Annotated in this window: 25 protein-coding genes and 1 riboswitch; of the genes, 15 read left to right on the top strand and 10 right to left on the bottom strand. The window is 67.2% G+C overall.

Going from position 1 to position 25,908, the window contains the following annotated elements:
- The first annotated feature begins 290 nt into the window (after positions 1–290).
- Positions 291–1,049, top strand: coding sequence for a DnaE2-dependent mutagenesis accessory factor ImuA' (imuA', locus tag NA11_RS21050; RefSeq protein WP_069163665.1), 759 nt, complete (start codon positions 291–293; stop codon positions 1,047–1,049).
- Positions 1,050–1,167: 118 nt separating this feature from the next.
- Positions 1,168–2,775: a DNA polymerase Y family protein gene (locus NA11_RS21045; protein WP_439957085.1), complete on the top strand. Its 1,608-nt coding sequence runs from the start codon at positions 1,168–1,170 to the stop codon at positions 2,773–2,775.
- 18 nt (positions 2,776–2,793) lie between these two features.
- Here the strand turns inward: NA11_RS21045 and NA11_RS21040 are convergent, their stop codons facing one another.
- On the bottom strand, positions 2,794–3,495 hold the full coding sequence (locus tag NA11_RS21040) for a class I SAM-dependent DNA methyltransferase (RefSeq protein ID WP_069163664.1): 702 nt from the start codon (positions 3,493–3,495) through the stop codon (positions 2,794–2,796).
- Positions 3,496–3,640: 145 nt separating this feature from the next.
- On the opposite strand from NA11_RS21040, the gene NA11_RS21035 reads away from it, so the two are divergent.
- From NA11_RS21035 to NA11_RS21025, 3 genes are all read left to right on the top strand, one after another.
- A complete protein-coding gene (locus tag NA11_RS21035; protein ID WP_069163663.1) occupies positions 3,641–4,396 on the top strand; it encodes an alpha/beta fold hydrolase in 756 nt (251 codons plus the stop codon).
- Between the two features lie 7 nt (positions 4,397–4,403).
- Positions 4,404–5,312 (top strand): ferredoxin family protein, encoded by a 909-nt coding sequence (locus NA11_RS21030; RefSeq protein WP_069163662.1) that lies wholly within the window; start codon positions 4,404–4,406, stop codon positions 5,310–5,312.
- A 76-nt stretch (positions 5,313–5,388) separates the two neighbouring features.
- The gene (locus NA11_RS21025; protein ID WP_141717740.1) at positions 5,389–6,573 is read left to right on the top strand and encodes a phage tail tip lysozyme; all 1,185 of its coding nucleotides are present in this window, start codon (positions 5,389–5,391) and stop codon (positions 6,571–6,573) included.
- A 63-nt stretch (positions 6,574–6,636) separates the two neighbouring features.
- Here NA11_RS21025 and NA11_RS21020 read toward each other — a convergent pair whose 3' ends face one another.
- On the bottom strand, positions 6,637–7,620 hold the full coding sequence (locus NA11_RS21020) for an SDR family NAD(P)-dependent oxidoreductase (RefSeq protein WP_069163660.1): 984 nt from the start codon (positions 7,618–7,620) through the stop codon (positions 6,637–6,639).
- Between the two features lie 160 nt (positions 7,621–7,780).
- On the opposite strand from NA11_RS21020, the gene NA11_RS21015 reads away from it, so the two are divergent.
- The 4 genes from NA11_RS21015 to NA11_RS21000 all read left to right on the top strand — a co-directional run bounded on the left by NA11_RS21015 (position 7,781) and on the right by NA11_RS21000 (position 13,731).
- Positions 7,781–8,236 carry a hypothetical protein gene (locus NA11_RS21015; RefSeq protein WP_069163659.1) on the top strand — a complete coding sequence of 152 codons (456 nt, stop codon included), beginning with the start codon at positions 7,781–7,783 and terminating at the stop codon, positions 8,234–8,236.
- 20 nt (positions 8,237–8,256) lie between these two features.
- A complete protein-coding gene (locus NA11_RS21010; protein WP_069163658.1) occupies positions 8,257–11,601 on the top strand; it encodes an error-prone DNA polymerase in 3,345 nt (1,114 codons plus the stop codon).
- Between the two features lie 82 nt (positions 11,602–11,683).
- Complete coding sequence (locus tag NA11_RS21005) at positions 11,684–12,613, top strand: M48 family metalloprotease (protein ID WP_084654875.1); 930 nt, start codon at positions 11,684–11,686, stop codon at positions 12,611–12,613.
- Positions 12,614–12,699: 86 nt separating this feature from the next.
- A complete protein-coding gene (locus NA11_RS21000; RefSeq protein WP_084654874.1) occupies positions 12,700–13,731 on the top strand; it encodes a DUF4349 domain-containing protein in 1,032 nt (343 codons plus the stop codon).
- An 85-nt stretch (positions 13,732–13,816) separates the two neighbouring features.
- On the opposite strand, the gene NA11_RS20995 is transcribed toward NA11_RS21000, so the two are convergent.
- From NA11_RS20995 to NA11_RS20985, 3 genes are all read right to left on the bottom strand, one after another.
- On the bottom strand, positions 13,817–14,281 hold the full coding sequence (locus tag NA11_RS20995; protein WP_069163656.1) for a tRNA (cytidine(34)-2'-O)-methyltransferase: 465 nt from the start codon (positions 14,279–14,281) through the stop codon (positions 13,817–13,819).
- A 119-nt stretch (positions 14,282–14,400) separates the two neighbouring features.
- Positions 14,401–15,237 carry a helix-turn-helix domain-containing protein gene (locus NA11_RS20990; protein ID WP_084654872.1) on the bottom strand — a complete coding sequence of 279 codons (837 nt, stop codon included), beginning with the start codon at positions 15,235–15,237 and terminating at the stop codon, positions 14,401–14,403.
- Positions 15,234–15,734 carry a DUF6879 family protein gene (locus NA11_RS20985; RefSeq protein WP_245746027.1) on the bottom strand — a complete coding sequence of 167 codons (501 nt, stop codon included), beginning with the start codon at positions 15,732–15,734 and terminating at the stop codon, positions 15,234–15,236. Before NA11_RS20985 ends, NA11_RS20990 begins: the two co-directional genes overlap by 4 nt.
- Positions 15,735–16,011: 277 nt before the next feature.
- On the opposite strand from NA11_RS20985, the gene NA11_RS20975 reads away from it, so the two are divergent.
- Positions 16,012–16,545, top strand: a complete 534-nt coding sequence (locus NA11_RS20975; RefSeq protein ID WP_245746026.1) for a hypothetical protein — start codon at positions 16,012–16,014, stop codon at positions 16,543–16,545.
- On the opposite strand, the gene NA11_RS20970 is transcribed toward NA11_RS20975, so the two are convergent.
- Positions 16,542–17,090: a carboxymuconolactone decarboxylase family protein gene (locus tag NA11_RS20970; RefSeq protein ID WP_069163654.1), complete on the bottom strand. Its 549-nt coding sequence runs from the start codon at positions 17,088–17,090 to the stop codon at positions 16,542–16,544. The genes NA11_RS20975 and NA11_RS20970 overlap by 4 nt on opposite strands.
- A 216-nt stretch (positions 17,091–17,306) precedes the next feature.
- On the opposite strand from NA11_RS20970, the gene NA11_RS46680 reads away from it, so the two are divergent.
- Positions 17,307–17,549: a DUF3017 domain-containing protein gene (locus tag NA11_RS46680; RefSeq protein WP_069163702.1), complete on the top strand. Its 243-nt coding sequence runs from the start codon at positions 17,307–17,309 to the stop codon at positions 17,547–17,549.
- Here NA11_RS46680 and NA11_RS20960 read toward each other — a convergent pair.
- A complete protein-coding gene (locus NA11_RS20960) occupies positions 17,546–18,187 on the bottom strand; it encodes a nitroreductase family protein (protein WP_069163653.1) in 642 nt (213 codons plus the stop codon). The genes NA11_RS46680 and NA11_RS20960 overlap by 4 nt on opposite strands.
- Before the next feature lie 69 nt (positions 18,188–18,256).
- On the opposite strand from NA11_RS20960, the gene NA11_RS20955 reads away from it, so the two are divergent.
- Positions 18,257–18,634: a winged helix-turn-helix transcriptional regulator gene (locus NA11_RS20955; protein ID WP_069163701.1), complete on the top strand. Its 378-nt coding sequence runs from the start codon at positions 18,257–18,259 to the stop codon at positions 18,632–18,634.
- A 45-nt stretch (positions 18,635–18,679) separates the two neighbouring features.
- On the opposite strand, the gene NA11_RS20950 is transcribed toward NA11_RS20955, so the two are convergent.
- Entirely contained in the window at positions 18,680–19,630 is a 951-nt protein-coding gene (locus NA11_RS20950; RefSeq protein WP_069163700.1) for an oxygenase MpaB family protein, read from the bottom strand.
- A 165-nt stretch (positions 19,631–19,795) separates the two neighbouring features.
- On the opposite strand from NA11_RS20950, the gene NA11_RS20945 reads away from it, so the two are divergent.
- Positions 19,796–20,449, top strand: coding sequence for a TetR/AcrR family transcriptional regulator (locus tag NA11_RS20945; protein WP_069163652.1), 654 nt, complete (start codon positions 19,796–19,798; stop codon positions 20,447–20,449).
- An 87-nt stretch (positions 20,450–20,536) separates the two neighbouring features.
- Here NA11_RS20945 and metX read toward each other — a convergent pair whose 3' ends face one another.
- Both metX and NA11_RS20935 read right to left on the bottom strand, forming a co-directional pair.
- Positions 20,537–21,697 (bottom strand): homoserine O-acetyltransferase MetX, encoded by a 1,161-nt coding sequence (gene metX, locus NA11_RS20940; RefSeq protein ID WP_069163651.1) that lies wholly within the window; start codon positions 21,695–21,697, stop codon positions 20,537–20,539.
- A 96-nt stretch (positions 21,698–21,793) separates the two neighbouring features.
- A riboswitch (SAM riboswitch) is annotated at positions 21,794–21,904 on the bottom strand.
- A gap of 41 nt (positions 21,905–21,945) precedes the next feature.
- The gene (locus NA11_RS20935; protein WP_084654868.1) at positions 21,946–22,662 is read right to left on the bottom strand and encodes a TetR family transcriptional regulator; all 717 of its coding nucleotides are present in this window, start codon (positions 22,660–22,662) and stop codon (positions 21,946–21,948) included.
- A 91-nt stretch (positions 22,663–22,753) separates the two neighbouring features.
- Here NA11_RS20935 and NA11_RS20930 point away from each other — a divergent pair, with 91 nt between their 5' ends.
- Both NA11_RS20930 and NA11_RS20925 read left to right on the top strand, forming a co-directional pair.
- Positions 22,754–24,292: an MFS transporter gene (locus NA11_RS20930; RefSeq protein WP_069163650.1), complete on the top strand. Its 1,539-nt coding sequence runs from the start codon at positions 22,754–22,756 to the stop codon at positions 24,290–24,292.
- Between the two features lie 370 nt (positions 24,293–24,662).
- Positions 24,663–25,880 (top strand): NADP-dependent isocitrate dehydrogenase, encoded by a 1,218-nt coding sequence (locus tag NA11_RS20925; RefSeq protein WP_069163649.1) that lies wholly within the window; start codon positions 24,663–24,665, stop codon positions 25,878–25,880.
- Positions 25,881–25,908: the final 28 nt, after the last annotated feature.

Here is a 25,908-nt window from a genome sequence, read left to right as displayed (position 1 = left end):
ATCGGGGGTAGCTGGCCTGATTCATGACCGGTCGCGTCTGTATCTCCGTGCGTGCTCGCGGGCGCGGACACGAATCGGGCGAGGCGCCGCTCGATTTACAACGGCATCGTTTCGAAATGGTGGGGCGCGGGGTGGGCTCTTGACGGGAACTCGGGGGTCGGTTTCTACTGAGCAGGTATTCGAACGTATATTCGATACGAATCGATAGCTGAATCGGTGCTGACTTCTCCGCCATGAGGGCAGTTCCGCAGGCATCGCCTCGGGTCCATCGTGGAAAGCAGGTGAGAGAGATGGGTTCGGACGCGACCTCGCAGGAGGAGCAGGATCGGCCGCCGCCGACACTGGCTGAACTGCGCAAACGGATGGCGGCGATCCCCGGTCGCGGCGAAGCGGCGGCCGAGCGGATGCCACTCGACACCGCATTGCGCCGGGAGTCGCTCGCGGTGCCGCCCGCGCTCGCGAGCTTGTTGCCCGGCGGTGGCCTGGCCAAAGGGTCTGTCGTTGCCTACACGGGGGCCAGGTCGCTGCTCGCTGGACTGGTCGCCGCGGTGACGGCGGACGGTGGGCACGCCGCCGTGGTCGGGGTGCCGCGACTCGGTCTGCTCGCCGCGGTGGAGATGGGCGCCCAGCTGGAACGACTGGCCGTGATCGCCGATCCTGGCCCGGACCCGGTGGAGGTGGCTGCCGTGCTGCTCGACGGCCTCGACCTGGTCGTGCTCGGTCTCGGCGGCACCGCCGTCGCACCAGCACGCACCAGAGTGATCGCCGCCCGCGCCCGCAACAAGGGCGCCACCCTCGTGGTCACCGACGGCCGCTGGCCCGGCGCCGCAGTACAGCTCGACGCGCGCATCGCGGGCTACGCGGGTCTCGGACACGGTCGCGGCAGGCTGCGCTCTCTCGGGCTAGAGGTCGAAGTGCGCGGCAAAGCAAGCCAACCCCGGCGCGGCCGCCTCGACCTGAGCACGGACGCGGGCCGCGTGGAATGGGTACGCCGCGAAACCTCCACGCGCACTGCCGAAACCGTCGCCACCAGGGAGGTCGCGTCGTGAACGACCAGCGCCGACCGAGCACGACGGTGGGCCGGGTCTGCGGGCGAGCCACTGCGCACACCGACAACAGGTGCGGCTGTGGTGGATCGGGCGGACCTGCGGTGGCCAGCCGGGCATCGTGATTCGGCCTGGAGCGCCGAAAGGTGCGGCACGGGTGTTGGCGCTGTGGTGTCCGGATTGGCCTGCGGTGGCCGCGGCGGCGGTGGCGCAGGTGCCTGCGACGCGGCCGGTGGCGGTGTTGTTCGCCAATCGGGTGATCGCTTGTTCGGCGATCGCGCGGGCCGATGGCGTGCGGCGGGGGTTGAAGCGAAGGGAGGCGCAGGCGCGGTGTCCTGAGGTGTTTCTCGCGCAGGCGGATCCGGATCGGGACGCGCGGTTGTTCGAGCCGGTGGTCGCGGTGGTCGACGCGACGGTGCCGGGGGTCGAGGTGCTGCGGCCCGGGCTGCTTGTGCTCGGGGCGCGCGGTGCCGCACGGTTTTTCGGTTCCGAGGAGGTGGCGGCGGAGCGGCTCGTCGACGCGGCGGCCGCGGCCGGAGTCGAGTCGCAGATCGGCATTGCCGACGAGTTGTCCACGGCGGTGATCGCGGCCAGGCGTGCCGCGATCGTGCCTGCCGGTGCTGGTGCGCGGTTTCTCGCGCCGCTGCCGGTGCGGGAGCTCGCGGTGGAGCCGAGCCTGGCCGCGCCGGAGCGCGCCGACCTGGTTGATCTGTTGCACCGCTTGGGTTTACGCCGGATCGGTGATTTCGCCGCGCTGTCCGCCGTCGAGGTCGCCTCGCGGTTCGGCGCCGACGCCGTGCTCGCGCACCGCTGTGCGCGGGCGCTTCCCGAGCGCCCGCCCGCCGCGCGGCAGCCGCCCAAGGATCTCACCGTGACTCACCGCTGTGACCCGCCGATCGAGCGGGTCGATGCCGCCGCCTTCGCGGGCCGCCTGCTCGCCACCGAGTTGCACGGCGCGCTCTCGGCCGCCGGGCTGGCCTGCACCCGATTGTCGATCGTCGCGGAAACCGATGCGGGCGAGGAGCTTTCCCGCATCTGGCGCTGCGCCGAGCCGCTGACCCCCGAGGGCACGGCGGACCGGGTGCGCTGGCAGTTGGACGGGTGGCTCACCCGGCGTGACCGGCCGACCGCACCGATCACCGTGCTGCGGCTGGCGCCCGTCGAAGTGGTGGCCGCCGGCGCGCTGCAGCTCGGGCTGTGGGGCGGTGTCGGTGAGGAGGACGAGCGGGCGAGGCGCGCGCTGATCCGGGTGCAGGGGCTGCTCGGCGGCGAAGCGGTGCGGATCGGCGTGCTCAGCGGGGGCCGCGGTCCCGCCGAGCGCATCACCATGGTCGCGCTCGGCGACGAACCCGTCCCCGCCGCCGACCCGTCCCTGCCGTGGCCGGGCCGACTGCCCGAGCCTGCGCCCGCGCTGATCCTGGTGAACCGGCCGCCGGTGCGCCTGGAAGCCGCCGACGGCGCCCCGGTCCTGGTCACCGAGCGCGCCATGTTCAGCGCCGACCCCGCCCGGCTGCACTGGGGCAGCAGGCAGTGGCAGCTGACCGGGTGGGCGGGGCCGTGGCCGGTGGACGAACGCTGGTGGGCGCCGGAATCGGCCGAAAAAGACGATGCACCAACCGCTTTCATCGCCCGCGCGCAGGTGCAGCTGGCCGGTGCGCCGTCCGATGTCCGGGTGCTGCTGCTCGTCTACCAGGACGCGAGTTGGCGCGCCGAAGGCCTGTACGACTAGCCCCGTCGACTGCCGCCCCTAGGCGGGTTTGGTCCACACCGTCGCCATGGTGAACGGCTGCCCGCGCAGCTCGGCCCACTTCGGCTTGGCGGCGAGCCAGGTGTCGTCGACCAGCATCTCGGTGAGTTCGGTGAGCACCCACCCCGCGTCCAGCGCCGCCGTGACGTGCTCGCTGAGCAGATGCAGGTGCGTGCTGATCGCCACCGGCGCCCCGGCGGCGGGCGTGTAGTGCGTCGGCATCCCGGTCACCATCATGAATTGCGGGTGGAAGCTCACCAGGACACAGCGCGCCCCCGGTGCGGCCAATCGCCACGCCTCCGCGTAGAACGGCGCCAAGTCGGGCAGGTGCTCGTCGATCAACGAGGCGATCACCAGGTCGTAGCTGCCGCTCGGCAGTCCGGTGTCGCGCGCGTCCCCCTCGGTGAGCGTGGTGTGTGCGCCACGCGCCCTGGCCAGCTCCAGCATGCCCGTGCTCACATCGACACCGTCGATATGGGAGATCCCCTGCGTACGCAGCCATGCGCCGGTGCGTCCCGTCCCGCAGCCGAGGTCGGCGGCCCGCCGCACGTGCGCCCATTCCGGCCGTTGCAGCTGGGTCAGCAGCGCAAGGTCCATCTTGTCCAGCACGGTCTGTTCGTAGGTCGGCGCCCATCCGTCGTATCCGGTGGCGACGTCGACGGTGCGATAGTTCCTGCGGTCGTAGTCCGCGAAAGACGGCATGGGCGGAGTATTTCGCGGTACAACAGGATTCGCCAGACATTTTCCGGACACGCATCCCCGGTCGCTCCGCTGTGTCGCCCGGCTCAGGTGATCCGTGCAACAAGTCACCGGTCTGCCTGCGACAGCCCCAGTATCCTCGGAGATCGTGGATCTCACGGTGAACAGAGTCGCGCTCGGCGACGTGCGGATCGCCTACCGGGATTCCGGGGCGCGCACGGCCGCCGACGTGCCCGTGATCCTGGTGCACGGCATGGGCGGGGACGGCCATACCTGGGATCGGTTCGCCAGGACCCTGGTGCAGGCGGGCCGCCGGGTGATCATCCCCGATCTGCGCGGCCACGGCCGCAGCGCGCACACCGATTCGTACCGGTTCGACGAATTCGGCGCCGACGTGGCGAAGCTTTCCGATCACCTGGGACTGACCTCGGTGGATCTGGTCGGTCATTCGCTCGGCGGCTACGCGGTGTCCTGCGTCGCGCAGGAGCGCCCCGAACTGGTCCGGCGCCTGGTCATCGAGGAGTGCCCGCTGCCGTTGCAGTCCGGCGCCGAGGAACTGCGGCTGACCCGTCGCTTCCCGACCGTGCCCGAACTCTGGCACGCCACCAGCAGCCTGGTCCGGCATCCGCGCGCGGTGCTCGCCTTCGACCGGTCCATGACCGGGACGGCGCTCGAGCAGTTCCGTAAGCCGAACCCCGAGTGGTGGGATCGGCTCGCCGACATCTCCGCGCCGACGCTGGTGCTGCGCGGTGGGCCGGGTGGCATGGTCGATCCGGAGAAGCTGGCGCTCATGTACGCCGCCATCCCGGACTGCACGGTCACCGCCTTCTCCTGTGGCCACAGCATCCACCGTGATCGCTACCGCGAGTTCGCGGCCGCCGTACACCCGTTCCTCGCGGCGTGAATCGATCGTGAACGTTTTCGAAGGGCTTTCCTGTTCCGCCGCTGCGACGGATGCACCGTTGCCTGGCACCGCCACCGAGGTGACCGGCTGGTTGTGCATCGAACACCCCGGTGCGTGGGGGCGCGATGTAATCGGTGACGAGGTGCTCGGTCCGGAGATCACGCAGGAGCTGGCGGCGCGCACCGCCGCAGCACAGGTGCGGCCGACGCTGATCCGCCGTCCCGGCCGCAACGAATTCACCGGTACCCGAACGGTTTTGATCGCCAGCTCGCGCGAGGACGGCGCATGGTGTGAACGCTTCGAGATCACCGACCTGAAGCAGTTGCTCGATATCGATCTGCATCTGTTGAACGGGCCGCCGCCGGGTATCGGTGTGCCGGTGCATGATCCGCTGGTGCTGGTGTGCGCGCACGGCAAACGCGATCAGTGCTGTGCGCTGCTCGGCCGCCCGATCGCCGCCGAGCTCGCGACGAAATACCCAGGGCAGGTGTGGGAGAGCTCGCACACCGGCGGGCACCGCTTCGCGCCCGCCCTGGTGCTGCTGCCTTCCGGGTTCACCTACGGGAGGCTCGATAGCGCAGCCGCTGTGGCGATGGTCGAGGCCGCGCGCCGCGGCGAGGTCGCGTTGACCGGCCTGCGCGGGCGCAGCTGCCACCGGCCGATCGAACAGGTCGCGGAAGTCGCGGTGCGCGAACAGATCTCCGCCGCCGCAGGGGACCTCACGGTCGTTCTCGACGCCGATCCGGCGCCGACCGAGCCGACGATGGCAGGCGCTGCTCTCGTCACCCATCGCGACGGCCGTCGTTGGCGCGTCACCGTCCGCACCATCGCCTTCGCACCACGTCAGGCCAGCTGCAATGCTGCCGCCAAACCCGTAACCGGCCTGGTCGCCGACCGCATCGTTGTGTTGCTCTGAGCTACGTTCCCATGTTCGGGAACACCCGATAATCGACCTTGTCAGCATTGTCTACCCAGGTGAGAGCGAGGTGTCGATGAGTCCTAACGACACCCGGAGGGGCGATTTGCATGAGTTGCCAGCCTGCGCCCCAGGGGGATTGAAGGCGCTGTGCCGGTGGGCCGAGGGGGTCATTCAAACCCAGATCCAACTACTGGGGTCGGCCACCCCGTCCAAGGCGCCCAACTCACGTCAGCTCCTGAAGGACAACGGCATTGCCAAACCTGACGATCAGTCGGTGATAATCGACCATTATGTCGACCACAAAGAAGGTATGGATAAGGCCATCTCGGGCCTTCAGTGGAATGAAAAAGGCGTCGGCGAGGAAACCTTGAAATTCGGTGGTGAGGTGACGACAGCCTACGATGCCATCGAAGCCGCCGTGACGGTGCTCAACGGGATGATCGATGATTCCCACAAAAAGGTGCGGACCGTGACCGACAGCGCAGGCAAACCGGTGCTGGACGAGCATGGTAATCCTAAGCAGGAACTGCCGCGTGAAGTGACAAACGGACTGTTCAATGGCATCTGGAGTACTTTGGACAAGACCTCCGGAGTAGTCAGCGGTATCACTGATCAGGCGGCCGCCGCAGCGCTCAGTATCCAAGGTGGGGAGCCGAGCTACACCCCACCCAACGTCAACACCGGTGGTGGCACGCCGGTGTCGTATCCCCCCGCTGGGTACAGTGGCGGGTCTCCTGCGACGTCTCGTGGCGCCACCCCGCAGTTCAACTCTGGTTCGACGGTCGCGGCGAATATCCCTGCCGGGGAAAAGCCGACCGCGATGGCGATGATGAAATATCTCATCGACAAGTACGGCCTGAATCCGGAACAGGCAGCGGCAATCGTCGCCAATGCGAAGCATGAGTCGGGATTCCGCGTCGATGCCGTCGGCGACAACGGGACAGCCAAGGGACTGTTCCAGTGGCGTATGGGGCGGCAGGCCGCATTCATGGACTTCGCGGACAACCCGGGTGAGAGCGTCAGCGACTGGCGGACTCACATCGATTTCATGATGCATGAATTGCGTAGCGTGGATGCGTATCAGTCGGCCGAGGACAGCCTCAACAATCCCAATAAAAGTGCAGGTCAGAAGGCGGCGGACTTCGATCGGTACTACGAGATCAGCACCGGGTCGACGACCAGCGCTCGGGCCAGCTACGCCGAAGGACTTGCGAACGAGTGGAAGCAGTCCCAGTCAGGCTCCAGCATCGCCGTCTGAAGCGGTAAGCGCGCGCACATTTCGATGTGGCTCCTCAGGTTGCTTACGGGCGAGCCACGCCGTCTACCAGTGGGTGCCGGGGACCCAGCGCGCGGCGCGGCGCAGGGCGGTGCCGGTGACGCGGCGGGCGGCGGAACGAGGCCGTGGTTCGGATTGGGGGACAAGCGAAGTCTCGTCCTCTTCGGGGTCTGCCACCTGTTCGCCCTTGGCCGCTGGCGAGTCGGGCAGGGCGCGGTAGTAGCGGTGCAGGATGCGGTCGCGGAACTTGGGCGTGACCAGCGCGCCGTACTCGGCGAAGGTGCCGAGCGGCGTGTCGATGCGCTTGGGGCGCTCGGTCAGCGCGCGCACGATCGTCGCGGCGGCCCACTCAGGGGATTCGGACGGGCCCTGGTTGCCGCTCGGGGTGATCATCGGGGTGCGCACCAGCGGCATGTGGATGGTGGTGAAGGTGACCCCGTCGGCCATGGTCTCGACCGAGGCCACCTCGGCGAACTTGTCCAGTGCCGCCTTGCTGGCGAGGTAGGCGGCGAAGCGCGGCGTCGCCACCTGCACGCCGGCGCTGCTGATGTTGACGATGTGGCCGAACTTGCGCTCGCGCATCTGCGGCAGCAGCGCCAGCGTCATCCGCAGCGCGCCGAAGTAGTTGACCGCCATGGTGCGTTCGAAGTCGTGCAGCCGGTCGGTGGAGCGGTGGATGGCGCGGCGGATCGAGCGGCCCGCGTTGTTCACCAGCATGTCGACGTGGCCGTGCTCGTCGAGGATGGTCTTCACGGCGTGGTCCACCGAGTCGGAATCGGTGACGTCACACTGGTATCCGTATGCGGTGCCGCCCGCGGCCCTGATCTCGTCGACCACGCTCGCGAGTTCGTCGGCGCGGCGCGCGAGCAGGAACAGGGTGGCGCCCTTGGCTGCGACGGCGATCGCGGCCGCCCGGCCGATGCCGGAGGAGGCGCCGGTGATGAGGACGTGCCGCCCGGTGATGTCGCGGTTGCGACGGGTGCGCGGGGTCGCACGGACGTCGATGTCCTGAGCGGATGCGTCGGTCATCGCTGCTCCTTTTGCGGGGGTTCGATGGGCCTGAACTTACTCTGAAGTAAGTTTACCTGCTAAGTGCGATTGGTCACTTTTGGGGGCGGTGGTCGAGGTGGTGAACACGGGTCGAACAACCTCTCGAAATCGATCGAACATATGTGCGATACTCGGGCGCATGGCGGACGATCGGATGGCGGACATCTTTGCCGCGGTGCGGCTCGGGGGTGGGGACCCGGCGGCGGCGCGACAGGCGTTGGAGAAGTTGTGGGACGAGATCGGAGAGGGCGGTGATCCCTTGCACCGCTGCGTGATTGCGCATCACCTAGCCGATCTGCACGACACCGCCGCCGACGCGCTGCTCTGGGATCGGCGCGCGCTCGCCGCGGTGTTCGGCCCAGGCGTCCCGCTCGACGAAGGACTACGCAGCTTCCTCCCTTCGCTGTACCTCAACCTGGCCGACAGCCACCGCCGAGTCGGCGATTTCGAGGCCGCCCGCATGCAGCTGACCATCGCCCGCGGCCACCTCGACGTGCTCGCCAACGACGCCTACGGCGCCCTGATCCGCACCAGCCTCGACCGGGTCGACGCCGCACTGACCGCGCGCTCGACGGACCGTTTGCCGAACGACTAGCCCGCCGAGGAGGGTGCGCCATGGGGTGGAGCAATGGACCGCCGACCTGGTCGGAGCTGGAGCGGGTGCTCTCGGGACGGCCGGGCCGGACGAACCCGGACGCGATGTACCCCGGCGACGGCGGCGACAGTCCGGCCTGGTCGCGCAAGCGCGGGGAGTATCTGGCCGAGCCGGTGCTGCCCGGCGAATCGGTGGTGCCGTACGCGGAACTGCACACGCATTCGGCCTACAGTTTCCTCGACGGCGCGAGCCAGCCGGAGGAGCTGGTGGAGGAGGCCGTGCGGCTCGGGCTGGAGGCGATCGCGCTCACCGATCACGACGGCTTCTACGGCACCGTTCGATTCGCCGAGGCGGCAAGGGAGTGGGGAATGCCGACGGTGTTCGGCGCCGAGTTGTCGCTCGGCGCGTCGGACGGTGAGCTGGTAAAGCCGGTTGCCGCAACGGATTCCGCACCGCGGACCGGGGCGCCCGACCCGGCGGGACCACACCTGCTCGTGCTGGCTCGCGGCCAGGAGGGCTACCGCAGGCTGTCGCGGGAGATCTCGGCCGCGCACATGGCGGCGGGCGAGAAGGGCATCCTCCGCTACGACCTCGATACGCTCACCGCGGCAGCCGGTGGCCACTGGCAGATACTCACCGGCTGCCGCAAAGGCCACCTGCGCCAAGCGCTCGCACACGATTTACATTCGGGCAGCACAGATCTCGTGCACGCCGAGGCCGCGCTGCGCGACCTCATGGCACGGTTCGGCGCGGATCGGGTGAGCGTGGAACTCACCCACCACGGCGTCCCGGAGGACGACGAGCGCAACGCTCACCTCATCGCGCTGGCCGACCGCCTCGATCTCCCCGTACTCGCCACCACCGGAGCACATTTCGCCGCGCCGCGGCAGCGCCGCCGCGCCATGGCACTCGCGGCGATCAGGGCCAGACAGAGCCTGGACGAGATCGCCGGGTGGTTGGCCCCCACCGGCGGCGCGCATCTGCGCTCCGGCGCCGAGATGGCGCGGCTGTTCGCCGAATGCCAACGGGCGGTGCACAACGCGGCCGCGCTTGCCCGCGACTGTGCCTTCGACCTGAAGCTGATCGCACCGAAACTGCCGCCGTTCGACGTGCCTGCAGGCCACGACGAGGAGTCGTGGCTGCGCGCGATCACCCTCGCGGGCGCCGCGGACCGCTACGGTCCGCCTGCGGGAAACCCGCAGGCGTACCGGCAGATCGAGCACGAGCTCGCGGTGATCAACACGCTGAAGTTCCCCGGCTACTTCCTGGTGGTGCACGACATCGTCGCGTTCTGCAAGAAGAACGACATCCTGTGCCAGGGCAGGGGCTCGGCGGCCAACTCGGCCGTCTGCTACGCGATCGGCATCACCAATGTCGACCCGGTCACCAACAACCTGCTGTTCGAACGCTTCCTCGCCCCGGAACGTGACGGCCCGCCCGATATCGACGTCGACATCGAATCCGATCGGCGCGAAGAGGCGATCCAGCACGTCTACACCAAGTACGGCCGCGCCTACGCCGCCCAGGTGGCCAACGTGATCACCTACCGCGGCAAGTCCGCGGTGCGCGATGCCGCACGCGCGCTGGGGTTTTCACCGGGACAGCAGGATGCGTGGAGCAAGCAGGTGAGCCGATGGTCCGGCGTCGGCACCGAGACCGGCACCGACATCCCCACCGAGGTGCTGGAGTTGGCCGCCGACATCGAGGGCCTGCCACGGCATCTCGGCATCCACTCCGGCGGCATGGTGATCTGTGACCGGCCCATCGCCGATGTCTGTCCGGTGGAGTGGGCACGCATGCCAGGGCGCAGCGTGCTGCAGTGGGACAAAGACGATTGTGCCGCCATCGATCTGGTGAAGTTCGATCTGCTCGGCCTCGGCATGCTCTCCGCGCTGCACTACATGATCGACATGGTGCGCGAGCACACCGGCGAGGTGGTCGAACTGCACAAGCTCGATCTGCAAGAAGCAGGCGTCTACGAAATGCTGTCGCGCGCAGACTCGGTGGGGGTCTTCCAGGTGGAATCGCGGGCGCAGATGGCGACGCTGCCCAGGTTGCGCCCGCGACAGTTCTACGACCTGGTGGTCGAGGTGGCGCTGATCCGGCCCGGTCCCATCCAGGGCGGGTCGGTGCACCCCTACATCCGGCGTCGCAACAAGCTGGAGCCATGGAAATACGACCATCCGGCACTGGAGAATTCGCTGGCCCGCACCCTCGGCGTGCCGCTGTTCCAAGAGCAGCTCATGCAGATGGCCATCGACGTCGCGGGTTTCAGCGCCGCCGAGGCCGATCAGCTGCGCCGCGCGATGGGCTCCAAACGGTCGCCCGAACGCATGGAACGCCTCAAGGAGCGCCTCTACCAGGGCATGCGTGACCTGCACGGCATCACCGGCGAGATCGCCGACCGTATCTACGAAAAGCTCTATGCCTTCGCGAATTTTGGTTTCCCGGAAAGTCATTCGCAGAGTTTCGCTTCGATCGTGTTCTATTCGGCGTGGTTCAAGCTGCACCACCCCGCGGCGTTCTGCGCCGGTCTGCTGCGGGCCCAGCCGATGGGGTTCTACTCGCCGCAATCCTTGGTCGCCGACGCGCGCAGGCACGGCGTCCTGGTGCACGGTCCCGACATCAACGCCAGTCGCGCCGAACCCACCCTCGAACGGGACGGCACCGAAGTGCGTCTCGGGCTGGCCGCGATCCGGCACATCGGCGCCGATCTCGCCGAAAAGATCGTCACCGCAAGGGATTCGGGTGGCTACACCGCCTTCCTCGACCTGACCGGGCGGGTGGAACTCTCCGTCGCCCAGGCGGAAGCGCTCGCCACCGCAGGCGCTTTGAGCAGCCTGGGTGTCACCCGTCGCGAAGCGCTGTGGGCCGCGGGCGCTGCCGCGGGGGAACGCCCGGATCGGTTGCCGGGCACCGGCGCTGCCACCGAGGCGCCCGTGCTGCCCGGCATGAGCGAACTCGAGCTGGCCGCCGCGGACGTGTGGGCCACCGGTGTTTCCCCCGGCAGTTACCCCACCCAATTTCTGCGTCCGCAACTCGACGCCCTCGGAGTCGTGCCCGCGGCAAGCCTGCTCGCCGTTCCCGATGGTTCGCGAGTGTTGGTCGGCGGCGCGGTAACACACCGCCAGCGGCCCGCCACCGCGGCGGGCGTCACCTTCCTCAACCTGGAAGACGAGACCGGCATGGTGAACGTCGTCTGTTCGGTCGGCCTGTGGTCTCGCCATCGTCGCCTGGCGCAGAGTGCCCCGGCGCTGCTCATTCGCGGACGAGTGCAGAACGCCGAGGGCGCGGTGAGCGTCGTCGCCGAGCACCTGCAACGGATGGATCTGCGGGTCGACTCGAAATCGCGCGACTTCCGCTGAGCTGTCGCAGAACTCGGCTGCCACCGGACAACAGTCGCCGTACGATGAAACGTTCTGCCCAGCGCGGGAATCGGGAGGGTTCATGCACGCTGACACACCACCACCTGACGCGCCACCGTTCGTGCACCGGACCCGATTCCTTGCCGTCGTGGCCACCCTCGTGCTCGGGTTGCCGACCGTATTGCTCAGTGCCATGGTCATTTACCTCATCGCGGCACTGGCGGGGGATTGGTGGGCTGCGGCGACCGTGGTGCTGTGGTTCTGCGTCGGCGGGTATCTCTTCGACGCGGCATGGTTCACGCCGCAGCGGGGCGCGATCGCCGCCGCGTTCGGCTGCAGGCCCCCGACCGAGCCCGAGTCAGCCAGGCTGACCGCCGCGTGGGCCAACGTCACCCGCGCCCCCGGCGTGGACGGCTGGCCCTATGCGCTTCGGGTGCAGAACAACCCGGGGATGATGGCGTTCGCCATGCCCACGCGCATCGTCGCCGTGGCAAGCGGTGCGATCGCGACCCTCGAGTCGAGGCAGCTGGAGGCGATTCTCGCGCATGAACTCGGACACCACGTGAACGTCGACCCTCGGGTGCGGCTGCTCGACATGTGGGTCGACTTGCCTGGGCGGGCGCTGTGGGCGGTATGCAGGCTGTTCGGGCAGAGCGCGCGGTGGCGCGGTCCGGTCGCGCTGGTTGTTCGGTGCGTGCTGGCCGTGGTGCTGCTGCCGGTCGCTGTTGTCCTGTTGATGCCGGTGCTCGGTCCGGCCGCCGCGATCGCGCTCGGGGTGTTGCTCGCCGTCGAGCCGTTCGCCAGGGCGGCGCGGCGGCAGCGGGACGAACTCGCTGCCGATCGAACGGCGGTCGAACTCGGCTATGGTCCTGATTTGGCGGGCGCTATGCGCGAGTGGGCGGCGCGCAAGCCACCCGCCGGGCGACTGGTCGCGCTCCGTGAGCGACTGCTCGGCACGCATCCGCCGCTGGCGGTGCGGATCCGGGCGATCGAGGCCGGAATCACCGGATGATCACTGCTTTAGAGAAGTGTTAGAAGGCTTCTAGAGAACCGTTATGTCGTGCTGTTTCCGCAGCAGGGGCGGCTACTGTGCGAGTCATGCGGAAGCTTTCAGTGCTGTGCATCGGACTTTTGGGTCTGACTTTGCTTGTGGGCTGCGGTAACGGCGACGACGCGAACAAATCCGCGCCGCCGATGCCGGGGCGATCGGATTACGCATCGGCCACGGTGGCGCCTGCGCCCGCGACGGTGCCTGGGCTGCGCGAACAAGGGCCGGTGCGCAAGGACAACAACACCGGCGGTGAAACCGTCACGGCGCGTAAGGAAGTCGTCACCGGCAGCGTGGATCTCACCGCGGACAAGCCGGTCGAGGCGGCGGGCAAGATCGTCGATCGGGTGCGCGATGTCGGTGGGCGGGTCGACAGCAGGACCGAACAGCCGGGCAGCGACGACAGCGACGCCGGCGCCACGCTCACCGTGCGCGTGCCCGCCGACAAGACCGATCGCTTCGTCGACGGTCTCGGCGGCATCGGAAAAGTCACCAGGGTCAGCACCAATCGGGACGACGTGACCATGCAGTGGGAGGACCTGGACGCCAGGATCAAGGCGCTGCAGACCTCCGTCGACCGGCTCCGTGCCCTCATCGCGGGCGCGACGAACACCGCCGACCTGATCAACGCCGAACAGGCGCTGTCCAGCAGGCAAGGCGAGCTCGACAGCCTGACCGCGCAGAAGAAGCACCTCGACGACGAGGTTTCGCTGTCCACCCTGACCATCGACGTCACCACAACGACGAAGAAGGCCGACCAAGGGCCGGACAGCTTTTGGGACGGGATCGTCGCAGGCTGGCACTCGCTGGTGAACTGGTTGAAGGACGCGGTGGTGTTCACCGGTAAGGCGTTGCCGTGGCTCGGGTTCCTCGCGGTGCTCGGTGCGGCGGTGTGGGCGGTCGTGCGGTTCGTGGTGCGGCGCACCAAGGGCGGCGGGTCGACCGGAACCGGTTCCGGCACAGGCGGTTCGGGCGGGCCGATGCCGCCGATCGGATCGGGTGCGGCGAGTGGGCCTGCCCCGCAACCTGCCGGGGCCGAGAAGCCGGTCGGTGCAGGGACTGCCACCTCCTCGGAGTCCTGAGCGCTCGACGGTTTACGAAAGACGATGGGGCCGTGAGTAATCACGGCCCCATCGGGCTGTGTAGCGACCTTCTCGAATTACGGGTTCAGACGCCGTCGGGGAATCCGAGTTGCCGCCACGCCTCGTACACCGCGACCGCCGCGGCGTTCGACAGATTCATCGATCGCCTGCCCGGCAGCATCGGAATCCGCAGCTGCGCAGTGATCCGCGCGTCATCGAGCACCTCCGCGGGCAGACCCGTCGGCTCGGTCCCGAACAGCAACACGTCCCCCTCCCGATAAGCGACATCGGTATACCGAGTACTCGCCTGTGTGGTGAACGCGAACACCCGCTCCGGCCGCAACGCCTCCCACGCCGCCTCCAGATTCGCGTGCACCGTCACCGACGCCAAATCGTGGTAGTCCAACCCGGCCCGCCGCAACTTCGCCTCCGAGAGGTCGAACCCCAACGGCTCCACCAGATGCAGCTCACACCCGGTCCCAGCAACCAGACGGATCGCATTCCCAGTGTTCCCGGGAATGCACGGCTCATGAAACATCAGTCGGAACACAGCAGGCCAGTCAACCAGATCCCCACCGAGGTCCGACCACTGAGCCGGTCACCCCAGCCACCCGCTCGGCCGTAGCGCCATCCACCTGAACAAGCAGCTCGGATGTTCGGCATGCAACGTCAACTGGACCGTGCCTCGAGAGCTTTGCGGATCAATGCGCGAGCTCCTTCGCCGGTCAGGGCCTGACTTGCCAGGACGTCGAACGTTCGGTGATAGACCTGGAGCTCTCGCGGTTGAGTGATGCTCAGCTCTGCCGTGATCTCTTCCACCAGGACCATTCTCGAATCGAACATCACAAACCCGGTTGTTGCTGTTTCGAAGGGCGCCGTACGCGGAATGATCCCCAACGTCACACGGGGCATTCCCTGAACGGCTATCAGCCGATCCATCTGCCCTGCCATGGTCTGGTCATCGCCAACCGTCGTGTACAAAGCCTGCTCGGCAATCACGAAGTGGAACAAGTGATCTCGCTGATACAAGACCTGCTGGCGTTCCATACGGTTGGCCACACCCTGATCCAAGTCATTCGGAATCTGCTGGAACGCAATCACTTTCCGAATAATGCCAGCAGCATAGTCCGCTGTTTGGAGCAGCCCAGGAATCAACGTCGGCTCATACCAGCGAAGTATCCGAGCTTCCGACTCCCACTTGATCGAGGCTTGCTGCCGTCGTTTCGTGCCGGTGCTGAGAACCTTCCGCCACTCCAGGTACGCGGTATCAATGTTCTGTCGTGTGGCCTGGAGGTCCGCCAACTGATCCTCGGCATTGCAGTCCCGGCAGTACGCGGAAATATCGTCCAGCGACGGCTTGATTTTGCCGTACTCGATTTTGGAAACTTTGCTCGGGTCCCAACGGTTCCGGCGAGCGAGCTCAGCGCCGGACAAGCCGGCAGCAAAGCGAATCTCCCGCAGACGTGCCCCGAGAGATTCGCGCTGCTGATCAACAGAACTGGTCACCGTGCGACGTACTCCAAGTACGGGACACTCAGGGACCAGAGTCGTTCTTTGAGTTGTTTGCAGTAGGCGGCTATGTGCGGATCGGTGGTGACCGCACCCGACCAGCCTCCGGCATCCCCGAACGCCGAGAAGACCACCACCAAGTCATCGAACAGCCAGAAGTCATCCGGAGGTATCTCCCCGGCCAGATGTCTTGGTAGGTAACGGATGTCTTCCCCCGCCTCGGTGTTCAGTGCGGCTATCGCCAGTGCGAACCGTGTGTAATCGGTATGCGGCTCGGTGACGATCCGAACTCGGGTGATGGCGATCCCTCGGCCGACGGTCTCCTGCACCAGCTCGGTCCACGACTGGAACCAAGCATGATCCGCTGGTTCACCCGCGAGGAATCGCCTCAGCGGTTCGTGCTCATCCGGTTCGGCGTATGAGTCGAGTACCTCCAGATGGAACGCTTCCCGCTTACAAGTCCGGAGTAGGTCTGGGAAACCCTCATCAGGCACCAGCCGCACCGTAGAACGTCCTCTCTCGTTTAGGGACCGAGATTGCTGCTTCGTCGTCGGCAAGTTCGAGCTGACTCAGCGTCTCATGGTCCGTAATCGGTTGGCCGGTAAGGGTGAAGGTGCCTCGGCCGGTGTCGGTCAAGGTCGCACCGATGAACGTATCCGGCTCCAAGAAGCCGAGTAGCAGGTTCTCCGTTTCTACCGTGAGGCCAGGCGTTCGGGGCCGGTGCAGTCATCTCGGTCCCGAACTGCCTCACCAGCGACCAGAGGGGTAGTCGTGACGGATGAACCTGACGCGATAGCGGCCGTGCCGCGTAGGCGATTGCTCCAGTTCCCTGGTGGCCTACTGGAAATTCAGTCCTACGGCGACGAAGCTGAGGACTGCTCGGGGATCTACCTGGAGCTCTTTGGCCCGCTTGAACTCGACAGCCACGAAGACGGAGAAGCAGTGATGAAGTACCGGCCAACCGCAGTCGGCTATCTTCGAACGGACGTGTCCGGTTTGGCACAGCTGTGGGACCAGGGCCAAATTCGAAGGCTTGCAACACGTCTCGGATACGACTTCGCCGACATGGTGATCTACGACCCGAAGTTCGGCCGACCACCTTTGGCCCGGCTGAAGGCTCAGGCAACCCGCCTGGAGGCCGAGGCGGTCATAGTGCCGAGCCCTGAGCATTTCGACGGAGGGCAGGCGCCGGGAGCGTTGGTTAAGCAACTCGACGTGATCACCCTGACCCCTGAGGCGACGTACGCGCGGCGGGTCATGCCGCCGTTTCGTGCTCTTCCGCCGGTCAAGGCTGAGGAAGCTTAAGGTGTCGCGCGGGGTTCGGGGAGGGCGCAGGCCAGGCCTTCGGCCATTCCGGTCGGGCGGACGCCGAGCCCCTGGTTGAGGCGGGCTCGTTGGTTTTCCCAGGCGATGGCGGCTGCCAGTTCGGCGAGCTGGGATCTCGAGAGGTGCGTCAGGAGGTCGGCGCGGAGGTCGGCCATGGAGACGGCGGGGGTGGCGGTCGTGGCTTCGGCGTAGGCGATGACCAGCTTTTGTATGGGGGTGTAGGCGTCGCTGGTTCGGTAGCGGGGGAGGTCGAGGAGTTGCTGTTCGGAGAGGCCGGAGGACGCCGCGAGGGCGGAGCCGATGTCGAGGCAGAATTCGCAGTTGATCAGGCCAGCGGTCTTCAGTTCGGCGAGCTCCTTGAGTCGGGGGTCGAGGCGATTCGCGAACAGCAGGGCCGTCTCGAAGACGAGTGTGCTGACCAGGATTTGGGGCCTGCGCAGGAGCCAGCCGATGAGGTCGGATCGATGGCGCTTGGCCTGTCGCACTGCCTGCCCGTAGTGCCGGATCCGTGTCAACGCTCGCATTGCCCCCACCCTCTCGTTCGGCGATGATTCGACTCTTCCTTCAAACTACGCCCGGTAGTAGTGATGCGGAAGGGTGTCGCCGTCGCCGACCGGGCCCGTCGGCGGCACGCGAGCAGGGGTCTCTGTAAGAATCGGGGGGTGACCGACGGCGAGACGTCCACTGTGGACCAACGGGTAGCGACCGCGAGCACCGGGTTCTTGCGCCACCACCTGCCGATGATCGTGGTGGCGGCGGTCATCGTGGTGGCCGTGGTGTTCGTGGCGCAGGAGCGCTGGCGCCGCGGCACGCTGTTCTTCGGTGGGGCGACGCTGCTGGCCGCGGCGTTCCGGCTGTGCCTGCCGACCGCGCGGGTCGGGCTGCTCGCGGTGCGCAGCAAGCCCTTCGACGTCGGTGCGCTGACGCTGCTCGGCTCCGCCATCGTCCTCATCGTCGCCACCATCAACCTCGGCGGCGTCTAGCGCCCGTACCGTTCGGTGAACACCGTGTGCTCGCGCGACCTGCGGCCGGGGTGCGGCGGCGCGGCATCGCTGTAGCCGACGGCGACCAATACCGCGATGGCCAGATCGTCGCGATCGCCGATCCCGATGGCCTGTTTCACCGAGTCGGGGTCCCAGCCGTTCATGGGTGCCGAGGCCAGGCCGAGGCTGGTCGCCGCGAGCATGACGTAGGTGGCCGCGATCATCGCGTTCTTGATGGCGTTCTCTCGCAGCAGCCCGCGCTCTCTGAGCGCATGAAACTCGCTGCGGGAGTCGAACAGTGCGGTGAATTCGGCATTCCAGGCGCCGTTGCGGCGAGCCAGCTCGGCGATGTCGGCGTTGTTGTCCTGCCAGGCCGTCGGGTCGGCGACGAAGACAAGAACCACCGGCGCTTCGAGGGGCTGCGGCTGGCCGAACGCGGCCGCCGACAACGCTTGTCGGCCGGATTCGCTGGTGACGACGACGATCGACCGGTCCTGCATGTTCCATGCGCTCGGCGCCTGCACCGCCAAGTCGACGAGCTCGTCGACCAGCTGCGGCGTGAGGGGATCGGGCCGGAAGTGGCGGGTGGTGCGGCGGGCTCGTATCGCGGCGGGAACCGAAAGTGTCTGTGTTTCCATAATTCTTACTATCGGAGAGTGACGCTCCAATGGGAAGAAGGCACCTTTGGGTGCGCTACAGTGGGAAAGGTGCGCACGCTCATCGATGGCTCCGGCCTGCCCGCCGACATCTACTCGGCCAAATGCCCGACCCGCCAGGTGCTCGATCATGTCGCGGGAAAGTGGACGGTGCTGATCGTCGACGCGCTCGCGGACGGCACCATGCGCTACACCGACCTGCACAAGCGCATCGATGGCATCTCGCAGAAGATGCTGACGCAGACCCTGCGTCAGCTCGAGACGGACGGATTCCTCACCCGCACAGTGCATCCCACCGTGCCGCCGCGCGTCGAGTACACCCTCACCGAGCTGGGCCACAGCCTGCGCACACCCATTGCGGCACTGCGGGATTGGATAGAGACCAACATCAACAGGATCGAGGCGGCCCGCCGCGCGGCGGCAAGCTGACCGATTCCCCGCCGCACCCCTCGATGCAGCGGGGAATCGGCGAGGTCAGGCCGGTTCGGCGATCAGGGCACGGCCGGATCGACTGCCGTACAAGGCACGTGCCTCGCTGGGGGTGACCGTCTCGGGCCGCGTCGGCGGCGCCGCGTTCAGGTGCTCTTTGAGGATCTGACCCGCCATCGGCGCGACGAACGGTGCGGCGAACAGCAATCCGAACGAGTTGAACCGGGTGAAGCTCCATACCAGCACCTTTGCGGGCAGTTTCACCGCGAGATCCACGATCCCCCAGCGATCGAAGCGGCCGAGCCTGCGCATCCACTTCGGCAGGGTCGCCACCGACGCCAGCGAAAGCAGCCTGCTGCCAATGGCATACGAGATGCCCGCACCGTTGCGCGGCGAGGTCCACAGCAGATGGTGCATGCCCTCCTCGGCCTTTTCGGAGGTGCACAGGCGCGGCCGCACCCTGGCGAAGTATTCGCGCACCTCGGCACGGCTGCGCGGCACGTCCTCCGGCTTGCAGGTCTGCAGCTCCGCGGCGATCGCGCATTCGTGCCAGTAGCGCGCCTCTTCCTCGGGTGCCAACGGGCCGGACCCGAACACCTCGTAGGCCTTGAGCACCGAATGCCAGCCGGTGATGTGGATCCACAGCTGGGTCTCCGGGCTGTTGGCGCTGTAGCGGTTTCCGCTGATCGGCTCGATGCCCGTCATCGGCGCGTGGATCTGCATGAGGTGTTCGGCCGCCTGGATGGCGGTGCGGCCGTCGGCGATCGCGGCGATCAGGAAGTAGGAGAAGGTGTGGTCGAGGCGCTTGCGCGGGTCGCGGTAGATGCCGCGCGAGTCGGCGACGGCCGCGGTGAGGAACGGGTCGAAATGCTCGAGCACCACCGCACGCTGGAAGCCGATGACGGCGGTCGGCGCGGTCCAGATCTTCCAGCTTGGCGAGTCGGGGCCGAAGAACCCGTAGTCGTCCCGGCGCAGGGTGGTCGGATCGAAGTGCATCAGGTGCTCCTTTGCGGTGATCACCCCGGCGCGCGGAGTGAATGCAACGCAACCGTAGCAATTGCTCGAAATGAATACAACGGGTGCGTAGCATTTGTTATCGGCGGGATTCGCCAGCGATACCGGGGCGGGTGCCAGGATGGACCGCATGAAGGTGAGGCGGCAGTGACGACATCGCGTGCCAGGGCGGACGGGCCACGCAGGCGCTATGCGCCCCGCCTGCCCCCCGAGCAGCGGCGGGCGCAACTGCTCGACGCCGCTTTCACCGTGCTGAGCCGGATGGAACTGCACGAGCTGAGCATGGAGGCGGTCGCCCAGGAGGCGGGCGTCGGCAAGCCGGTGCTCTACACCGTCTTCAAGACCCGCGCCGAACTCGTTGCGGCACTGCTGGAACGGGAACGCGAACGCGGCCTCGAACAGGTCGCCGACACCCTGCCCGCGGACCTGATGGGCGCCGACCCGGTGGTTGCCGCCTCGGCGACGGTCGAGGCGTTCGTCGGTGTGGCACTGGAGAATCCGACCAGGTGGCGACTGATCCTGGCGGGCCCTGGCAACGCACCCGACGAATACCGCGAAGCGCTACGGACGTCGAGGGCTGGCATCTTCGATCAGGCCGAAGCGCTGGTCCGCATCGGCACGGCGCTCGAACCTCGATGGGCGGGTGTGGATTCCGCCCTGCTCACCAACTCGCTGCTGCAGGTCGCCGAGATGCTCGGCCGGCTGGCGGTCAGCGAGCCGGACGAGTATCCCAGGGAACGCCTGCAGGGCTTCGTGCACGCCATCGTCCGGCTGCTCGTCGGCGCGCCGACCACGAAATAGCCTGCGCCCGAGCCGCTTTCGGTCGGACCGTGGGTCAGCGCGCCGAGCATCGAACAATCCGCGAACAGTGCTGCCCGCGAAGCGAACTCAGTCGCGGGGCTTGCGATGCAGCCGAGCCAACCGCACCGTGTCGATCAGCAGCTTCGACACCGCCGTCGCCTCGGTGAGGAAACCGTCGTGCCCGTCGCGCGAATGCACGATCTCCAGTCGGTCGCAGCCGGGCAGCCCGTCCGCGAGTTCGCGCTGAGTGCGCAACGGATACAACCGATCCGAGTCGACACCGCCGACCACGCACGGCACCGGCGTAGCGGCCAATGCCGCATGCACCCCACCGCGCCCGCGCCCGATGTCGTGCCGGTTCATCGCCTCGGTCAGCAGCACGTAGGTGCCGGGATCGAAGCGGTTGCACAGCTTGTCGGCCTGGTGATCCAGATAGCTCTGCACCGCGTAACGCCCGCCGTGCCAAGGATCCTCGGCGTCCTGCGCGCTGTTCTCGAAGCGATGGTCGAGTTCGTCCTCGGTGCGATAGGTCAGGTGCGCGATCCGGCGCGCGATGCCCATGCCGCTCATCGGGGCACGGTCGGTGTCGTGGTAATTGCCGCCCTGCCAGTCCGGATCGGCCTTGATCGCGGCGATCTGGGTGGTCTGGGTGCCGATCTGATCGGCGGTGGCGCGGGCGCCGACGGCGAGCACCAGTGCGGCGCCGACCCGGTCCGGCGCGCCGACCATCCACTCCAGCACCCGCATGCCGCCCATCGACCCGCCCACGACGGCGCCGAGGCGGTCGATGCCGAGCCGGTCCATCAGCGCGGCTTCGGCGGCCACCTGGTCCCGGATGGAAATCTCCGGAAACCTTGCCCCCCAAGGCTTTCCATCCGGCGCCAGGGTCGAGGGCCCGGTGCTGCCCTTGCAGCCGCCGAGCACGTTCGTCGCGATCACACACCACTCGTCGGTGTCGAGCGGACAGCCGGCGCCGACCATCCCGTCCCACCAGCCCGGCAGCGGGTGGATGTCGTCCGGATAGCCGACCACATGCGAATCGCCGGTCAGTGCGTGCTCGACCAGCACCACGTTGTCCAACTCGGGGGAGAGCTCACCCCAGCGTTGCACGGCCAGATGGACCTGCGGAATGACCGCGCCGCTTTCCAGCGTCAGGTCGCCGATCGGGATGATGCCGAGGCGCCCGTCCGGCGGTGGCAGAGCCACCCCGGCGGCGCGTGCGACGCTCGGTTCGGTATCCACGGTCACGTCGCCGCCGCCGTGACACCGGCGGATTGTGCATGCATCCTCGACCCGAGGTGGTTCTTGGGCAACGGGAAACGACACATTAGAGGAACCTCCTGGACGGCGCGCTTGCTCTCGACCTTCGAGAGCCCGGTCATCACCCGGAGCACCCCACCGCTGCTGGAGGGTTGCCGTCCAGCAAGCCGGGGCTTCGCGCTGGCACTCATGACCTGTTCCGCATCATAGCTAACGGCTGCGCGCTGCCCGAAACGTCACCCGCGATCGGGGCAGCAGACGCGAAGGAATTCGTCGAATGTCGAGGTGAAGGCCGTGCGCGAGGCCTGTGCCGCGGCCTCGAGGTCGTCGTCGTCGAACGCGGCCTGTTGGCACTCCATGCCGAGATGGCCGATCAGCTGCCAGACGCCGAGGACGATCCGCACCGGCATGGCGTCGGGCTTGGTGCCGAGTCGCTCGGCGAGCACACCGGCGATCGCGGCGTTCTTGGTCTCGGCGTGGTCGATGCTGCGGGTACTGACCGCCGAGCTGCCGCGCATGATCCGCCGCATTTGCTGGAACTGACGGAAGGTGACGGGGCCTGCGGCGTTGTCGGCCGACGCACGATCGACGACCTGCAGGAACGCTTCGCGCAATGACTCCAACTCGTTGCCGGTGACCGGCATCCCACGCAGCGTTTCGGCGATGGCGGCCCCGAAATCGACCACCGGCCCGAGCACGATGTCTTCCTTGCTCTCGAAGTACCGGTTGATCGTGCGCGGTGAGATGTCGGCGGCGTTGGCGATCTGCTCGATGGTGGTCGCGTCGAATCCCTGTGCGTCGCAAAGGTTCAGGCCCACCTCGATGATCCGCAACCTGGTCTGTTCCTTCTTGCGTTCACGCAGTCCGGTTGGGTGCGGTCCGGGATGTGGGGTGGCGCTCGCAGGGTGTTCCGCTGCGGCACTCGCGCCCGTCGGCGTCGGTGACTCGAGCATGCTCACATGCTATCGCAATCCGGCCCTCTCCTGTCTTTAACCGCCAAATGTCGGAGTACGACATTTTTCTCTTGACGACAAATGTCGCCAAATGTCAGGATGGTCGAGCACTTCGAGCGACGAGGAGACCACAGTGACCGACACTGCGACCGCGGTAGACGTTCCGACAAAGCGGGGCAGTTCCGCCCGCTGGCTTGCCCTGGCGGTGATCGCATTGGCCCAGCTCATGGTGGTCCTCGACGCGACCATCGTGACCATCTCGCTGCCGTTCGCCCAGCAGGATCTCGGCATCAGCGACGGCAACAAACAGTGGATGCTGACCGCCTACACGCTGATCTTCGGCGGCCTGTTGCTGCTCGGTGGCCGGCTCGCCGACTACCTCGGCCGACGGCGGATTTTCATCATCGGCCTGATCGGCTTCGCGGCCGCGTCGGCATTGGCCGGTCTCGCACAGAACGGTGCGGAGATGTTCGCCGGGCGCGCGCTGCAGGGCGCGTTCGCGGCGTTGCTCGCGCCCGCCGCACTGTCCTTGCTGTCGGTGACCTTCACCGAGCCGGGTGAGCGGGCCACCGCCTTCGGTGTGTTCGCCGGCATCTCCGCCGGCGGCGCCGCGCTCGGCCTGATCGCGGGCGGCGCGCTGACCGAGTACGCCTCGTGGCGCTGGTGCCTGCTGGTGAACACCCCGATCGCGCTGCTTGCCCTGGTCGGCGCGCTGGCCTGGGTGGTCAAGGACGTTCCCGCCCCGCGCAAGGGCGGCTACGACGCGCCCGGCGCGGTGACGGTGACACTCGGTTTGATCGCCATCGTCTACGGCTTCAGTCGCGCCGCCGACGACGGCTGGCTGGCGGGCAGCACCCTCGGCCTGCTCGTCGCGGGCACCGCACTGCTGATCGCTTTCGTCGCGATCGAACGCCGCTCGGCGAACCCGCTGCTGCCGCTGCACATTCCGGGTGAGATCAACCGCGGCGGCGCGTTCCTGGCCGCGCTGCTCGTGCCGATCGCGATGTTCGCGATGTTCCTGTTCCTCAGCTACTACTTCCAGATCACGCTCGGCTACTCCTCGCTGAAGGCGGGCTTCGCGTTCCTGCCCTTCCCGGCGGGCATCGCGATCTCGGCGGGCATCACCAGCGCGCTGCTGCCCAAGCTCGGCCCGCGTCCGCTGATGGTGGCCGGTGCGGTGCTCGGGGTGCTCGGTCTGGTGTGGCTGGCGCAGCTCGGCTTCGGGGACAGCTACGCGTCGAGCGTGCTGCCCGCGCAGGTGCTGATCGCGCTCGGCATGGGTCCGCTGTTCGTCGGCATGCAGACCGTCGCGCTGCATCAGGTGGAAGAAGAGGACTCGGGCGTGGCCAGTGCGCTGCTGAACGCGGCGCAGCAGGTCGGCGGCGCGGTCGGCACCGCACTGCTGACCACGATCTCGGTGCAGGTCGCCAAGACCTACGCGGAGAACAACGCGACCGTGGACAACCTGATCGCGCGCGCCTCGATCCACAGTTACGACGTGGCGTTCTATGTCGGTGCCGGCTTCTTCCTCGCCGCGATCCCGGTGATCGCGCTGATGATCAAGGACCGGCCTGCGAACCTGATCGAGGGCGCCGAGGACGGTGCGCGCCCGGTGCATGTCGGAGTCTGAGTAGCGCCGCCCAGGTCCGCGTTCCGCTGTGCGGTGCGCGGACCTGGGGCGTTGTCGGATAGCCGCCGGAATTGCCAGATTGACCTACCAGCCAGTAAGTTCGTGGGGTTTCTCACTCGGGGGGCTGCCCGCACACCGCCGAGGGCGGCAGCAGTACGCTTGTCTTGTTTGCACCAGACGTCTCGCGGACAACGCGGGGCATATACGTTGTCTGTTGGAACAGCTGGGGTCCGCTCACAAGCGTGATTGCGGCATGAGCGTCAGGCCTGAGGCGGCAGCTTGCGTCACCACGAAGGCCCAGTGAATGCCGCCTGTCAAGCACAGCCTGGCCGTGCAACGAGGGCACCATCCTAGGAGGACGCGAAGATCCATGTCCAAGATCAAGGTTGAAGGCACCGTCGTCGAGCTCGACGGCGACGAGATGACCCGGATCATCTGGCAGTTCATCAAGGACAAGCTGATCCACCCGTATCTCGATGTGAACCTCGAGTACTACGACCTGGGTATCGAGTACCGAGACAAGACGGACGACCAGGTCACCATCGATGCCGCAGAGGCCATCAAGCGGCACGGCGTCGGCGTCAAGTGCGCCACCATCACGCCGGACGAGGATCGCGTCAAGGAATTCGGCCTGAAGAAGATGTGGCGGTCGCCGAACGGCACCATCCGCAACATCCTCGGCGGCACCATCTTCCGTGCGCCGATCATCATCTCCAACGTTCCGCGCCTGGTGCCCGGCTGGACCAAGCCGATCATCATCGGCCGCCACGCGTTCGGCGACCAGTACCGCGCCACCGATTTCAAGGTGTATCAGGCGGGCACGGTCACCGTGACCTTCACGCCAGAGGACGGCAGCGAGCCGATCCAGCACGAGGTCGTGAAGATGCCCGAAGACGGCGGCGTCGTCATGGGCATGTACAACTTCAAAGACTCGATCATCGATTTCGCGCGTGCCTCGTTCAATTACGGCCTGCAGCAGAACTACCCGGTGTACCTCTCCACGAAGAACACCATCCTCAAGGCCTACGACGGCATGTTCAAGGACACCTTCCAGGACATCTTCGACGCCGAGTTCAAGACCCAGTTCGACGCGGCGGGCCTGACCTACGAGCACCGCCTGATCGACGACATGGTCGCCTCCTCCATGAAGTGGGAGGGCGGCTACGTCTGGGCATGTAAGAACTACGACGGCGACGTCCAGTCCGACACCGTCGCACAGGGCTTCGGCTCGCTCGGCCTGATGACGTCGGTGCTGCTGACCCCGGACGGCAGGACCTGTGAGGCCGAGGCCGCGCACGGCACCGTGACCAGGCACTTCCGTCAGCATCAGCAGGGCAAGCCGACCTCGACCAACCCGATCGCGTCGATCTTCGCCTGGACGCGCGGGCTCGAGCACCGCGGCAAGCTCGACAACACCCCCGAGGTCATCGGCTTCTCGCAGACGCTGGAAGACGTCGTCATCAAGACCGTCGAAGGCGGCCAGATGACCAAGGACCTCGCGCTGCTCGTCGGCGGCGATCAGGGCTACCTGAGCACCGAGGAATTCCTCGGCGCTCTTGATGCGAACTTGGCCCGCGCACTGCGTTGAGCTGAGAGATATCCCGGCGCTGGACGCG

It is taken from the genome of Nocardia altamirensis NBRC 108246, assembly GCF_001612685.1.
GTDB lineage: Bacteria > Actinomycetota > Actinomycetes > Mycobacteriales > Mycobacteriaceae > Nocardia > Nocardia altamirensis.
Note: the sequence above shows the minus strand (reverse complement) of the source record. Positions and strands in the feature narration are given on the sequence as shown.